Genomic DNA, 14,718 nt, shown 5'->3' on the forward strand with positions numbered 1-14,718 from the left:
CGGTGCTGTCGCCCCATAAACAAAAACCCCCGCCGGCTCGCGCCAGCGGGGGTTTTTGCTACTACGGGTGATGCGGGTACAGCAGGCTGCCGTTTGGCAGGCCGGCAGATTTACATCATGCCGTCCATGCCGCCCATGCCGCCCATGCCGCCCGGCATTGCCGGAGCCGAGTCATCCTTCGGCAGTTCGGCAACAGCGCAGTCGGTGGTCAGCATCAGCGATGCGACCGAAGCAGCGTTCTGCAGCGCGGTGCGGGTCACCTTGGTCGGGTCCAGCACGCCCATTTCCACCAGGTCACCGTACTCGCCGGTGGCGGCGTTGTAGCCGTAGTTGCCGTTGCCTGCGATAACCTTGGCCACGACGACCGAAGCTTCTTCGCCAGCGTTCAGCACGATCTGGCGCAGCGGCTCTTCCATGGCGCGCAGCACGATCTTGATGCCAGCGTTCTGGTCAGCGTTGTCGCCGGTCAGGTTAGCGATGGCAGCGCGAGCGCGCAGCAGGGCCACACCGCCGCCGGGGACAATGCCTTCTTCCACGGCTGCACGGGTTGCGTGCAGTGCATCTTCCACACGTGCCTTCTTTTCCTTCATTTCGACTTCGGTGGCTGCACCAACCTTGATCACTGCAACGCCGCCAGCCAGCTTGGCCACGCGTTCTTGCAGCTTTTCACGGTCGTAGTCCGAGGTCGCTTCTTCGATCTGGGCACGGATTTGCTTCACGCGTGCTTCGATCGAGGCTGCGTCGCCGTGGCCGTCGATGATGATGGTGTTTTCCTTGCCGATTTCGATGCGCTTGGCTTGACCCAGTTCTTGCAGGGTTGCCTTTTCCAGCGTCAGGCCGATTTCTTCAGCGATCACTGCACCGCCGGTCAGGATGGCGATGTCTTCCAGCATGGCCTTGCGGCGGTCGCCGAAGCCCGGAGCCTTGACAGCAGCGGTCTTCAGGATGCCACGGATGTTGTTCACCACCAGGGTCGCCAGGGCTTCGCCTTCGACGTCTTCAGCGATGATCAGCAGCGGGCGGCCCGACTTTGCCACTTGTTCCAGCACCGGCAGCAGGTCACGGATGTTCGAGATCTTCTTGTCGAACAGCAGGACGAACGGGTTGTCCAGGGCGACAACTTGCTTTTCCGGGTTGTTGATGAAGTACGGCGACAGGTAGCCGCGGTCGAACTGCATGCCTTCCACGACTTCCAGCTCGTCGGCCAGCGACTTGCCGTCTTCCACGGTGATCACGCCTTCCTTGCCAACCTTGTCCATCGCTTCAGCGATCAGCTTGCCGATCACTTCGTCGCTGTTGGCCGAGATCGAGCCAACTTGCGCGATTTCCTTGCTGGTGGTGGTGGTCTTGGTCAGCTTCTTCAGCTCTTCAACCGCGTTCACCACAGCCTTGTCGATGCCGCGCTTCAGGTCCATCGGGTTCATGCCGGCGGCAACGTACTTCATGCCTTCGCGCACGATCGACTGGGCCAGCACAGTTGCGGTGGTGGTACCGTCACCGGCGTTGTCGCTGGTCTTGGAAGCCACTTCCTTGACCATTTGCGCGCCCATGTTCTGCAGCTTGTCCTTCAGCTCGATTTCCTTGGCCACGGACACGCCGTCCTTGGTCACGGTCGGGCCGCCGAAGCTGCGCTCCAGCACCACGTTACGACCCTTCGGGCCCAGGGTAACCTTGACTGCGTTGGCGAGGATGTTCACGCCTTCGACCATCTTGGCACGGGCGGCGTCGCCGAATACTACGTCTTTAGCTGCCATGTTCTGAATCTCCTAAATCTGTACGAATGGGGTGCGTGGATTACTTGTTCACCACAGCCATGATGTCTTCTTCGCGCATGACCAGCAGTTCCTGGCCATCCACCTTCACGGCCTGGCCGGCATACTTGCCGAACAGCACGCGGTCACCCACCTTGACGTCGAGGACGATCGAAGCGCCCTTGTCGTCCTTCTTGCCGGGGCCCACGGCGAGCACTTCACCTTGATCAGGCTTTTCGGCAGCGTTGTCGGGAATCACGATGCCGGAAGCGGTCTTGGTTTCATTGTCCAGACGCTTCACGATCACGCGGTCGTGCAAAGGACGCAGATTCATACGGACTCCTTGGTACAAAAAGTGATTTCAGGTTCACAAAAATGACCGCCAGCACTGACGGCCAGCAGAATTAGTACGCTGGGAGAGGTCTGTTAGCACTCATGCCCAACGAGTGCTAATTATAGGGACGGGGGGTAGCGTTTTCAAGTCAACGACTTGATACGTGTTTACCCTGGAGTCGTGAAAATCGTTATGGGGCCTGGCCGCGCGCCGAAATCTTTATTCGCGTCCTGATGGAATCCGGACGGATTTCGCCGACATGAAAGTTACCCATGAATCACCAGTCCAATGTCTCCGGGTCGGATCATCGTATACCACCCGTGGTGTTGCCTGCGGCACTTTCGCCTGCTGCACAATGCTCAACGTCACCCACATCCACGGCGACGTGACAAGAAGCCAGCCCATTCAAAACTGCATGGCAAGAGTACAGAAGCGTTGATTTACGAGCGCGCCGGCCTGGCCAAGAATGGTCACACCACCCCGTCTCAAACCCCTCGCTAGTTCATCGCCAACCCATCCGGAGCGCATCATGTCCCACCCCACCATGCAGGCCCTCATCGTCGAATCCGCGGGCGCGCCGTTCACGCCCGTCCAGCTTCCCAGGCCAGTGGCCGGCCCCGGCCAGGTACTGGTGCGCATCCTGGCCAGCGGCGTCAACCCGCTCGACACCAAGATCCGCGCCGGCCAGGCGGGGCACGCCCGCCACCCCTTGCCCGCCGTGCTGGGGCTGGACCTGGCCGGCGTGGTCGAAGCCGTGGGCGCGGGCGTGACGGCTTTCGCGCCCGGCGACGAGGTCTATGGCATGACCGGTGGCGTGGGTGGCCTGCAAGGATCGCTAGCGCAGTACGCGGCAGTCGATGCCGACCTGCTCGCGCGCAAGCCCGCCGCGCTGTCGATGCGCGAAGCCGCCGCGTTGCCGCTGGTGTTCATCACCGCGTGGGAAGGCCTGGTCGACCGGGCGCGCGTGCAGCCTGGCCAGAAGGTGCTGGTGCATGGCGGCGCCGGCGGCGTGGGGCATATCGCGGTGCAGATCGCCCACGCGCTCGGGGCGCAGGTATATGCCACGGGCTCGGCCGCGCAGAAGGCGATCATCGAAGGCTATGGCGCCACCGCGATCGACCATGCCGCGACATCAGTCGCGCAGTATGTCGACCAATACACTGCGGGCGAGGGCTTCGACGTGGTCTACGACACGGTGGGCGGCTCGGTGCTGGACAATGCGTTCCTCGCGGCGCGCACCTATGGCGGCCATGTGGTGAGCTGCCTTGGCTGGGGCGTGCACGCGCTGGCGCCGCTATCGTTTCGCGCAGCCACGTATTCGGGCGTGTTCACGCTGATGCCAATGCTCACCGGCAAGGGCCGCGCGCACCACGGCGAGATCCTGCGCGAAGCGGCGCGGCTGGCCGATGCGGGCAAGCTCTTCGTGCGGCTCGATGCGCGGCACTTCACGCTCGACAGCGCCATCGATGCGCATCGCGCCATCGAGACAGGCACAGCCAAGGGCAAGCTGGTGGTGGAGATTGCCGGGGACTAAGCGTCTGCGCTATTGCCCAGGCGCTCGATGGTTGCATCCAGGAAGGCGCGCAGCCGCCGCAGGCGGCGCAGGTCGCGGTGATAGCCCACCCAGACGTCGCGCCCCGGTGGCGCCTCGCCCAATTCGATGGCCTGCAGCCCGCCCAGGCGCTCGGCCAGCGCGCAGGGCAGGACAGCCAGCCCCGCGCCGGCCGCGCACAGCTTGGCCTGCGCCTCGCGGCTGTTGCTGCCGAATGCCACCCGGGCGTTCGGCAGCTGCTTGCGCATCCAGGCCACGTCGGGCAGGTCCGCGAAGCCCGCATCCAGCGTCAGCAGGGCATGGCCCTCGCCATCGCCCGCGCGCGGCGGTGCCACGCCGGGCGCCGAGTAGAGCGCGTAGTCCATGTGCATCAGCTTGCGCTGCACGATATCGGCCTCGTCGAACGCGCGGATGCGAAAGACCAGGTCCGCCTCGCGGCGTGCCAGGCTGAGCAAGCGCGCATCGGTGACCAGTTCCACCGCGACGCGTGGATGGGCGCGGATAAAGTCCGCGATCACCGGGGTCAGCATATGCACGCCAAACCAGTCGGACGAGGAGATCCGCAGCGTGCCGTCCAGCTCCCCTGCCTGGCCGGACAGCTGGCGCTCGAAAGCAATCGCCTCTGCCTCGATACGCTGCGCGTGGGCGAGCACGGCAGCCCCTTCATCGGTCAGCACGTAGCCGTCGCTGGTGCGCTGGAACAAGGCATGCCCGACGGCATCCTCCAGCGCCTTCAACCTGCGCCCCATGGTCGGCTGGGTCTGCCCGATCGCGCGCGCGGCGCCGCCCAGGGTGCCGGCGCGGGCGATCGCCAGGAAGATCTTGATATCGCTCCAATCCATCCGGGGAATTTGCTGACGTTACTGACGTTACGTTTGGGAGGTGTCGGATTCAGCGCGGCCAGGCAAGTCACAGGCGGCTAGGCAATGATGGCACGGCGGTGTGGCGGGAACAATAACGGGCACGCCGGGCACGGGCCGGTATCCCGCCAACTTCAGGCGGAAGGCGCCCAGCCTTCCAGAGCCCAGTAGTCAGGCACTTCCCGGCTGGGACTACGCAGCACCAGCGTGCAGCCGCACTGGCGGCAGCGGTAGGCATAGGCGGCGCCGTCCTGGGCCCGCGCATTGACGCCCGCGGCCTCCAGATCCTCGTGCGGCGGCAGGTGTCCTGGCCTGCCGGCCTGGCGCTTGCATCGCTCACACGGCAACATGGATTTACCTCAGGTTGACAGGGGGCATGGTTCCATCCTGCACAGCAGGGTGTAGGATGGCAGCAGACGAATTGGTGCAACGCACCATAATTATAGGCACTTTGCGAGCCTTTTCCAGATATATAGCGGGCTATGAGTTGCCTTGCGGCGCAACGAAAAAAAGCCTTGGCAGGGCCGCTGCCGCCAGGCTAGCGGACCGCAGGCGTGGGCACCGTGAGGAGGTCCCGCCGCGCATCTGGATTCGCTTCACCGCGCGCGGACGTATCGCCCGGAGGCCGCTCACGCGGCGGCTCGGCCAGCGGCACCGTGACGACGGCGAACACAGAAAACGGGCACCAGAAAGACGGCCTGAAGAGACTCATTCTGCGGATGACGATGGCGCCGGCAAGAAACGGTGAAGGCTCTGAAAAGCGAAGGACCAGCAAGGCAGCGCCCTGCCGGTCCGGCTTCAGGATTGGTAAGCCCTGCCCATCTTAACGACCGAATCGGCGGATGGTTGAGGCTGTCATCAACTATTCACGAAACCCGCAAAATACGGCGCGCCCCTGGACGGAATACATCCGGGGGCCACGCAATATACGCCGCAGCTTTACTGCCCGGAAGCCGCGTCGCGCGCCTTGCGCTTGGCGGGCCGGCCCGTCTTGACGGTCTCGACCTGAGCCACGACGGCCAGCAATTGCCGCTCCGGCAGCGACTCCAGCATCTTGAGCCCGGCCCGCAGCAACTCACTCTTCTTCACGTGCGCGCCGCCGTTCAGGCAGCGCCGCTTGAGTTCCGCCAGCTTGGCATAGTCCCACTCCGGCATGGTGAAGCTGTCGCGCACGACCTTGGCCTTGGCAGGCTTCTGTGCCTTCTCAGTCTTCTCTGCTTTCTCGGCTTTCGGTGCGGCAGCCACGGTCTTGACCGCTTCAGCCTTGGCAGCCTTGCCTGCCGTCTCCGTCTTACTGGCGCGCGTGACCGGCCGCTTCACTGCGGTGGCGGCCCTTTTCTGCGCCGCGGCGGGCGCGGGCGCACGCGTGCGCCCATTCGAAACCGTTGCCATGCATCCTCCTGTTTTGATCGCAGTGGTATCAAAACAGTATATATCGTTTATTTTGACAAGCGGCGCGAAAGGGAGGAAGCAGAGGAAGGGGAGGAAGCAGCCATCGCCGCCAATCGGGACGGGGCCGTGCAGACACGGATTTCGTCAAAAAACCTGCCATCCCCGCGAAGGGAAAAGTATCGCCCGGCCCCGCCACGATCTTAGCCGCCAGTTATTTCAGTCTTGCGACGAAGCGCAAGCTCCCACGCTACGTGCCAGGCGCGGACTCGCTGGCGATGGCCTGCAGCGCCGCCTTGTCGGATAACGTCAGGCGCCCGTATTCCAGGCGCAGCACGCCCTGCTTCTCCCAGTCCTTGAGCTGCCGGTTGACGCTCTGGCGGGACACGCCAAGCATATGGCCCAGGTCTTCCTGGGAGAGCTTGAGCGCGGCGGGGGCACCGGATGTCCGCACACCCGGCATGCCGTGGGTGGACAGCGCGTGCGCATGCTCGACGGCAAGCAGGCGCCGCGCCAGCCGCACCGGAAACGGCATCAGGATCACCTCGTCGATCCACTCCAGTGCGCTGCGGTAGCGCCGGCAGATCAGTTGCGTGAACTCCATCAGCCAGCGCGGCTCGCGCGCGATGAGCGTATGGAAGGTGGCGGCGGGAATCACCAATAGTTCGCTAGCCTCTGCGGCGCGTGTGTCGTACACGCGATGCGCGTCGATGAAGAGCGAGACCTCCCCGAACCACTGCCCGGGCTCCAGCAGGCTGACCACGGCCTCGCGCCCGTTCTGCGCCGTGCTGCTGACCTTGATGGCGCCGCGCTCGACGCAGAAGAGCGCGTCCGGGTTGGAGCCGTAGGTAAACAGCACCTCGCCCTTGACCAGTTGCCGCCGCATGGCATGCGACCGGAGCAGTGTTTCGAGCTCGGCCGAAAACTGTCCAGCGGCGGTGTCGTCTTCGTGCGGCTTCGGTCGTGTGCTCATGCCTTTTTCCCCGGGGTGCTGGTTACGCTGCTAATGCCGCTCGGGCGGTTCAGGCCTGATCGGTACGGAACCAGCCGGTGAGTGCCCAGCGCGTCTTGTGGCAGGGTAATACTTCGTGCGGAACCAGGTCGCTGCGAAACACGACCAGCCGCGCGCGCTGCGGCAGCACGCGGTTCAACTCGGTGGCGCCGTCGTCCTGTCCGTAGAGCGCGAGCTCGCCGCCATCGCGCTCGCTCCATTCAGGATTGAGGTAGAACACCAGCGAAATCTTGCGATGCAGTGTCGCGCGATGCTGGTCCACGTGCTTCTTGTAGGCGGTGCCGACCGGATAGTGCGAGAAGTGGAATTCCTCGCGCTTCAAGCCCAGGAAGTAGCGCTCGTTCAAGGCCTCGCGCAAACCCGCAGCCCAGGCCTGGAAATCCGCCCTGGCCGCGCCGGCGGGCGCGTCGTCGAGCCACAGGATCGAATCGCCGCGAATGCCGGCGTCGCGGGCGGTGGCTTCGCCCCGCCCGATGCGGGCCGGATGGAACAGGCCGGCCGCCCACGCCGCACGGCTCTCGGCATGCAGCCGCGCCGCCAGCGTGGTGTCGATAAGGTCGTCGGACACGGCCCAACCGTGCTCTTCCAGGGCAACAAACAAACGTTCCAGGGCTGACATGGGTGGGAGACTTCGTGCTGGGGAAACGTCAAAACGAAAAGGGCCACCTGGACAACAGGAGGCCCTTGGCGCGCAGGGGCGCATTTTAGCAGCCGCTGGTTGCAGCCATGCTGGCCGCTGGACTGTTACAGCCCGCTGCTGTCGAGATACTCCAGCGCCAGGCTCACCGCGCGGCGGGCCTTGAGCACATAGATCACCTGCCGGTCACGCACGACCAGCGCCAGCACATCGGCCTGCATCAGCTCATTGAAATGGTGACTGGCGCGCGGCAGGCTCAGCCCTGCGACGCCGGCCAGGTCGAACGCCGGCATGCCGGCTTCGCCCGCCTCCAGCAGCGCGCGGCAGATGGCGGCACGCGCTGGCACGGTCAGCAGCGCGTACGTCAGTGTGCTTTCTTGATCGGTCTCCATGGCCACGCCTTCCCGCTCGTCGTCCAGATGTCATGTCGATATATGCGTCAGCCGGCCGTGCGGATTGCCGCAGTCCTTCCGCCGCGGCCGCCTGACACCTACTTTCTACGCGGCAGGCGCAGCAAATGCAACCCGCCGGGGCTCGCTGGCGCACAATTACACAAGATTACAACAGGCTGCGCCAGCCCGCCCGTGGCCGCTCGCGCGGCGCCGTGGCGTCCTCTGCGGCGCTGATGCTGGCTCGCCTTTTGCCGCGCTGCACAAGCCGGCATCCACCCGACATCCACCCGCTGCAAGATACCGTAACAGGCACGCGCGCCCGCCGCTTGCCGCATCCGTGGGTGTATTTCGCGCTTCACTTGGCGGTGCAAGCCGTGGCGCCGCCCGGCGCATCGGCGTAAGCGAGTGAAATATTCAGTAATGCGCAGCGCGTTTCACACATTCCCGCGCCGCACTATCCTTGCCATAAGACCCGCCCGCGCGACGCCGCTCAGGCGGCGTGCGTGCGCGCGGAAACCAACCCGCCAGCCCGAGCAGGAAACGACAAACAACGGCATCGCCTCACAAAAGCCCTTCATGACTATCGCTTGCTTCTCGCCCTCATGAACGCCGCGCGTTTGGTCTCGCCGCGCCTGCTCTGCATCGCCCTGGCGTCTGCCTGGGTGGGCGGCTGCGCGGTCGGGCCGGACTATCAGCGCCCCCCGGTCGAGACCCCCGCCGCGTATCGCGAGGCCGTGCCGGACGATCACCAATGGAAGGTCGCCGAGCCCCGTCCGGTGGATCTGACACAGGCGTGGTGGGCGGGCTTCGACGATGCCCGCCTGAATGAGCTGGTGGGGCAAGCCAACGCAGCCAACCAGAGCCTGCGCCAGGCCGAGGCCCAGTACCGGCAATCCCGCGCGCTGGCGCAGGCGGCGCGGGCCGGCTTGTATCCCACGCTCGGCGCTGGCGTGGGAGTGGGGCGCGCGCGCACCAGCACGCTGGGCATCCAGACTGTGTCCAACACCCATTCGGCCAACCTCGATGCCAGCTGGGAGATCGACCTGTGGGGCCAAGTGCGGCGCAGCATCGAAGCGGCCCGCGACAACGCGCAGGCCAGTGCCGCCGACCTCGCCGCCGCGCGCCTGACGATCCAGGGCGAGCTGGTGCAGGACTATATCCAGTTGCGCGTCACCGATGTACTCAAGACGCTCTATGCGCGCACGCTGGCCGCCTACGAGGACTCCCTCAAGCTGACCCAGAGCCAGTTCCGCGCGGGAGTGGCCACCGCGGGCGACGTGGCGCTGGCGCAGGTCACGCTGAACGCAGCGCAAGCGCAGGCGATCGACCTCGACGTGCAGCGCAACCAGCTGGAGCATGCCATCGCCGCGCTGCTGGGGCGCGCGCCCGCCGAGTTCACGCTGGCGCCAGAGGCGTTTTCGATGCGCCCGCTGGCTGTGCCACCGGGGCTGCCTTCGGCGCTGCTGGAGCGCCGCCCCGACATCTCGGCGGCCGAGCGCCGCATGGCGGCGGCCAATGCCAATATCGGCGTGGCGCGCGCTGCGTACTTCCCGTCGCTGGTGCTCTCCGCGGTGGGCGGCGCCAGCAGCGGCAGCCTGGCCAACTGGTTCGGGCCGCCCGGCCGGGTGTGGTCGCTGGGCGCGACGCTGGCCGGCACCATCTTCGACGGCGGGCTGCGCAACGCGCAAAACGACCAGGCCGTGGCGGCCTACGACGGGGCGGTCGCGGCGTACCGGCAAACCGTGCTCAGCGGCATGCAGGAGGTGGAAGACAACCTCTCGGCGCTGCGTGTGCTCGACCAGGAAGTGGTGGTGCAGGACCATGCGGTGGATGCCGCCCGCGTGGCGGAGCGCGTGAGCCTGGCGCAATACCGCGCTGGCACCGCTTCCTACCTCTCGGTGGTAACGGCACAGGCCCTTTCCTTGTCTAACGAACGGACCGCGATCCAGTTGCGCGGCCGGGAGCTTGCAGCCAGCGTGGCGCTGGTCAAGGCGATCGGCGGCGGCTGGCAAAGCGACGCGCTGGCGCAACCCTGATCTCTTGATTCCCTGATTCCCTGATTCCCCGATCCACATCGGCAGACCACTTCCAAGGCAATCCATGGCGACCCAGTTCTCCCGCCGCAACCCCGTCCTGATCGGCCTGGCCGTGCTCATGCTGGCAGCCCTGGCGTGGTTCGCCGCCGGCCCGCTCAAGCGCATGGTGGCGCCGCGCGGGGCAGCGCCGCCAGCGTCGCCAGTATCCGTGACCAGCGCACAGGTCAAGCGCGAGGACGTGCCGATCGGCCTGGCTGGCGTCGGCACGGTGCAGGCGATGGCCACGGTGACGGTCAAGCCACGCGTGGACGGCCAGCTCGACCGCGTCGGCTTTGTCGAAGGCGAGGACGTCAAGGCCGGGCAGTTGCTGGCGCAGATCGACCCGCGCACGTTCCAGGCGCAGCTGCAGCAAGCCATGGCGCAAAAGTCGCGTGACGAAGCGCAGCTAGCCAATGCGCGCCTCGACCTGCAACGCTACGAGGGCCTCATCAAGGAAAACGCCACCACGCAGCAAACGCTGGATACCCAGCGCGCGCAGGTAGCGCAGCTAGCCGCCGCGGTGAAGACCGACGAAGCGCTGGTCAACGTCGCTCGCGTGCAGCTCGACTACACCACCATCACCGCGCCGCTGTCCGGGCGCGTTGGCGCGCGCCTGGTCGACCCGGGCAATATCGTCCACGCCGCCGACGCCAACGGCCTGGTGGTGATCCGCCAGATCGACCCGATCGACGTGGTATTCACGCTGCCCGACGGCGAATTCCAGCGCATCAATCGCGCCATGCAGGCCAGCGGCACACCGCTCGCGGTGCAGGCCAGCGAGCGCGCCAGCGGCCAGTTGCTGGGACAAGGCAAGCTGATCCTGCTCAACAACACCATCGACACCACCTCCGGCACCATCCAGCTGAAAGGGCGTTTTCCCAATCCCTCGCACACGCTGTGGCCCGGCCAGTACGTCAATGCGCGGCTGGTGCTCGGCGAGCGCGACCAGGCGCTGACCATCCCGGCCGCCGCCGTGCAACGCGGCCAGACCGGCACCTATGTCTATGTGGTGCAGGCGGACCATACGGTTGCGTCCCGGGCAATCGAGGTGGCGGAGACCCAGGACGCCAAGGCCGTCGTGGCCAAGGGGCTGGCGGTCGACGAGCGGGTCGTGGTGGACGGGCAGTACAAGCTCAAGCCCGGCACCCGCGTGAACGAGACGACCGCGGCCACCACCATAGCGGATGCCGGCGCAGCGCCCGCCTCCGCGCCTGCCGCCGCAGCCCCGGCAAATCGCGCCGGGAACGCACGGCCATGAGCGTTTCCGCGACCTTCATCAAGCGCCCGATCGGCACCTCGCTGCTGGCGCTGGCCGTGCTGCTGGTCGGCGTGGCCGCGTGGCCGCTGCTGCCTATCGCGCCGCTGCCGCAGGTGGATTTCCCCACCATCCAGGTGTCGGCGAACTTGCCCGGCGCCAGCCCGGAGACCATGGCGTCGAACGTGGCGCAGCCGCTGGAGCGGCAGTTCTCGCTGATCGCCGGGCTCACGCAGATGACGTCGACCAGCGCGCAGGGCAACGCCCAGATCACGCTGCAGTTCGACCTCAACCGCAGCATCGATGCCGCCGCCGTGGACGTGCAGGCCGCCGTCAACGCCGCCAGCGGCCAGTTGCCCAGCAACCTGCCCACGCCCCCCACCTTCCGCAAGATCAACCCGGCCGATTCGCCGATCCTGGTGCTGGCGGTGCAGTCCGACACGCTGCCGCTGACCGAGGTCAACGACTTCGCCGACAATGTGCTGGCGCAGCAGATCTCGCAGATCTCCGGCGTCGGGCTGGTCAACATCGGCGGCCAGCAAAAGCCGTCGGTGCGCATCCAGGTGGATCCGCAGAAGCTCTCGGCCATGGGCATGAGCCTGGAAGACCTGCGCGGCGTGATTGCCGCCACCACGGTCAACCAGCCCACCGGCAGCACCGATGGCGCCACCAAGGCCTTCAACGTCTACACCAACGACCAGGTCACCAAGGCGGCGGCGTGGAACGACATGGTGCTGGCCTACCGCAACGGCGCGCCGGTGCGTGTGCGCGATGTCGGCGTGGCGGTGGACGGGCCGGAGAACGCCAAGCTGGCCGGCTGGGGCTTTGCCGGCGCCGCCGCGCCGGCGGACAACACCTTTCACAACGGGCGCGCCATCATCCTGGCCATCACCAAGCAGCCGGGCGCCAACGTGATCGAGACCGTGGACCGCATCCGCGCCGCGCTGCCGCGCCTGCAGGCCGCGATCCCGCCCACCGTCAACGTCAACACACTGGCCGACCGCACCCAGACCATCCGCGCCTCGGTGGCCGATGTGGAGTTCACGCTGATGCTCACCATCGCGCTGGTGGTGATGATCATCTTCGTGTTCCTGCGCAATGTGGCCGCCACGGTGATTCCCAGTGTGACCGTGCCGCTGGCGCTGATGGGCACCGCCGGTGGCATGTACCTGCTGGGCTACAGCCGCGACAACCTGTCGCTGATGGCGCTCACCATTGCGGTGGGGTTCGTGGTGGATGATGCCATCGTGATGCTGGAGAACATCTACCGCCACGTGGAAGACGGCATGGAGCCCATGGAAGCCGCGCTCAAGGGCGCCGCCGAAATCAGCTTCACCATCGTGTCGATCTCGGTCTCGCTGGTGGCGGTGTTCATACCGCTGCTGTTAATGGGCGGCATCGTGGGGCGGCTGTTCCGCGAGTTCGCCGTGACAGTCACGCTCACCATCGTGGTATCGGTGCTGGTCTCGCTGACGCTCACGCCGATGCTGTGCTCGCGCTACCTGACCCCGCCGCGCGGCCATCATCACGGCCGCATCTACCAGTGGTTCGAGCATGGCTTCGACGCCATGCTGGCGAGCTACAAGCGCGGACTGGACGTGGTGATGCGCCACCAGTTCTTCACCCTGTGCGTGTTCATCGCCACGGTCGCCACCACGGTGGCGCTGTTCATCTACATACCCAAGGGCTTCTTCCCGCAGCAGGACACCGGCTTTATGTTTGGCATCGCGGAGTCCGCGCAGGACGCATCGTTCAAGTCGATGAACGCGCGCATGGTGCAGCTTGCCGATATCGTGCGTGCCGACCCCGATGTCGCCGCGGTGGGCATGACCGGCGGGCAGAATACGCTCAACACCGGCAACTTCTTCATCAGCCTGAAACCCAAGGACGCGGGCCGCACCGTCAGCGCCGACGAAGTGATCGCGCGGCTGCGGCCCAAGCTGGCGCAGGTGCAGGGCGCCAACCTGTTCCTGCAGGCCGGGCAGGACATCAACGTGGGCGGGCGGCTGTCGCGCACGCAATACCAGTACACGCTGATGGACTCCAACCTGGACGAGCTCAACCAGTGGGCGCCGCGCATCCTGGAGCGCCTGCGCGCCCTGCCCCAGCTCGCTGACGTGGCGTCCGACCAGCAGAACGCCGCGGCAGCGGCGCGCCTGACCATCGACCGCGCGCGCGCATCGAGCTTCGGCATCACGCCCGCGCTGATCGACTCCACGCTCTATGACGCGATCGGGCAGCGCCAGGTCGCGCAGTACTTCACCCAGATCAACAGCTACCACGTGATCCTGGAAGCCACGCCCGCGCTGCAGGACGACCCGCGCTTGTTCAGCAAGCTGTATGTGACCTCGCCGCTGACCGGCGAGCAAGTGCCGCTGTCCACCTTCGTCAAGATCGACACCGACAGCACCGCCTACCTGTCGATCAGCCACCAGGGGCAGTTCCCGGCCGTCACGATCTCATTCAACCTGGCCAAGGGCGTGGCGCTGGGCGATGCCGTCAAGGCCATCAACAGCACGCTGTCCGGCATGGGCCGCCCGCAGACACTCTCCGGCTCGTTCCAAGGCACGGCACAGGCTTTCGGCGCCTCGCTTGCCTCGCAGCCCTACCTGATCGCCGCCGCGCTGGTCGCCGTGTATATCGTGCTGGGGCTGCTGTACGAAAGCTACATCCACCCGCTCACCATCCTCTCCACCCTGCCGTCTGCCGGCGTGGGCGCGCTGCTGATCCTGCTGGCCGGCGGCTATGACCTCAGCGTGATCGCGCTGATCGGCATCATCCTGCTGATCGGCATCGTCAAGAAAAACGGCATCATGATGGTCGACTTCGCGCTCACCGCCGAGCGCGACCACGGCATGAAACCGGAAGAAGCCATCTACCAGGCGTGCCTGCTGCGCTTCCGGCCGATCATGATGACCACCATGTGCGCGCTGCTGTCCGGACTGCCGCTGATGCTCGGGCATGGCGCTGGCTCGGAGCTGCGGCGGCCATTGGGCTTTGCGATGGTGGGGGGACTGGTGCTGTCGCAAGCGCTGACGCTGTTCACCACGCCCGTGGTGTATCTCTACCTGGATCGCGCGCACTATTGGTATATGAACCGCAAGGAACGGCGGCAGGCACGGCGCGAGGGACGTGAGCACGCGAGCGGCACGGAGGCCAAACGCGAGAGCCAGCAGGTGCTGGCGTCCGGAGAGGGAGATTGAGGCACGGTCAATGAGATCTCGCGCTCTTGCGAGCGCCCGCCCTCTCCCCCGGCCCCTCTCCCACAAGTGGGAGAGGGGAGCAAACCAGCGGATATAGCGAACGATTCGGTGTAGCCGTGTTTCCCGCCCGAAGGGCGGGAAACACCCACGGCGATGCGAAGCGAGCCGTGGAGGTGTGCCAAGGCCGTATGGGGCGCCTCGGGCTTCGGCGAAAAGAGCGGAAAAGAGGGACCCATGTCTGAGTATCGCCTTAAGGCG

At 66.0% G+C, this 14,718-nt stretch carries 12 protein-coding genes; 4 read left to right on the forward strand and 8 right to left on the reverse strand.

What is annotated here, in order from left to right; translation table 11 throughout:
* Positions 1–110 precede the first annotated feature (110 nt).
* Positions 111–1,754 carry a chaperonin GroEL gene (gene groL, locus AC07XB_RS35485; RefSeq protein ID WP_416047786.1) on the reverse strand — a complete coding sequence of 548 codons (1,644 nt, stop codon included), beginning with the start codon at positions 1,752–1,754 and terminating at the stop codon, positions 111–113.
* Between the two features lie 40 nt (positions 1,755–1,794).
* Positions 1,795–2,085 carry a co-chaperone GroES gene (gene groES, locus AC07XB_RS35490; protein ID WP_006160236.1) on the reverse strand — a complete coding sequence of 97 codons (291 nt, stop codon included), beginning with the start codon at positions 2,083–2,085 and terminating at the stop codon, positions 1,795–1,797.
* 529 nt (positions 2,086–2,614) lie between these two features.
* On the opposite strand from groES, the gene AC07XB_RS35495 reads away from it, so the two are divergent.
* Positions 2,615–3,619 carry a zinc-dependent alcohol dehydrogenase family protein gene (locus tag AC07XB_RS35495; RefSeq protein ID WP_492814621.1) on the forward strand — a complete coding sequence of 335 codons (1,005 nt, stop codon included), beginning with the start codon at positions 2,615–2,617 and terminating at the stop codon, positions 3,617–3,619.
* Here AC07XB_RS35495 and AC07XB_RS35500 read toward each other — a convergent pair.
* From AC07XB_RS35500 to AC07XB_RS35525, 6 genes are all read right to left on the reverse strand, one after another.
* The gene (locus tag AC07XB_RS35500) at positions 3,616–4,479 is read right to left on the reverse strand and encodes a LysR family transcriptional regulator (protein WP_492375034.1); all 864 of its coding nucleotides are present in this window, start codon (positions 4,477–4,479) and stop codon (positions 3,616–3,618) included. The genes AC07XB_RS35495 and AC07XB_RS35500 overlap by 4 nt on opposite strands.
* A 152-nt stretch (positions 4,480–4,631) precedes the next feature.
* Complete coding sequence (locus AC07XB_RS35505) at positions 4,632–4,847, reverse strand: hypothetical protein (protein WP_492375033.1); 216 nt, start codon at positions 4,845–4,847, stop codon at positions 4,632–4,634.
* A gap of 589 nt (positions 4,848–5,436) precedes the next feature.
* Positions 5,437–5,889, reverse strand: a complete 453-nt coding sequence (locus AC07XB_RS35510; protein WP_492375032.1) for a hypothetical protein — start codon at positions 5,887–5,889, stop codon at positions 5,437–5,439.
* Positions 5,890–6,136: 247 nt separating this feature from the next.
* Positions 6,137–6,859, reverse strand: a complete 723-nt coding sequence (locus AC07XB_RS35515) for a Crp/Fnr family transcriptional regulator (RefSeq protein ID WP_492831729.1) — start codon at positions 6,857–6,859, stop codon at positions 6,137–6,139.
* 49 nt (positions 6,860–6,908) lie between these two features.
* Positions 6,909–7,517: a 2OG-Fe(II) oxygenase gene (locus AC07XB_RS35520; RefSeq protein WP_492831731.1), complete on the reverse strand. Its 609-nt coding sequence runs from the start codon at positions 7,515–7,517 to the stop codon at positions 6,909–6,911.
* Positions 7,518–7,642: 125 nt separating this feature from the next.
* The gene (locus AC07XB_RS35525) at positions 7,643–7,927 is read right to left on the reverse strand and encodes a helix-turn-helix domain-containing protein (protein WP_492375029.1); all 285 of its coding nucleotides are present in this window, start codon (positions 7,925–7,927) and stop codon (positions 7,643–7,645) included.
* A gap of 602 nt (positions 7,928–8,529) precedes the next feature.
* Between AC07XB_RS35525 and AC07XB_RS35530 the strand changes: the two genes are divergently transcribed.
* The 3 genes from AC07XB_RS35530 (at position 8,530) to AC07XB_RS35540 (ending at position 14,460) form a co-directional block, all read left to right on the forward strand.
* The gene (locus AC07XB_RS35530) at positions 8,530–9,963 is read left to right on the forward strand and encodes an efflux transporter outer membrane subunit (RefSeq protein ID WP_492831743.1); all 1,434 of its coding nucleotides are present in this window, start codon (positions 8,530–8,532) and stop codon (positions 9,961–9,963) included.
* A gap of 64 nt (positions 9,964–10,027) precedes the next feature.
* Complete coding sequence (locus AC07XB_RS35535) at positions 10,028–11,260, forward strand: efflux RND transporter periplasmic adaptor subunit (RefSeq protein ID WP_492831733.1); 1,233 nt, start codon at positions 10,028–10,030, stop codon at positions 11,258–11,260.
* A complete protein-coding gene (locus AC07XB_RS35540) occupies positions 11,257–14,460 on the forward strand; it encodes an efflux RND transporter permease subunit (protein ID WP_492831735.1) in 3,204 nt (1,067 codons plus the stop codon). Before AC07XB_RS35535 ends, AC07XB_RS35540 begins: the two co-directional genes overlap by 4 nt.
* Positions 14,461–14,718: the final 258 nt, after the last annotated feature.

This window comes from Cupriavidus sp. GW821-FHT02F09 (assembly GCF_059421605.1).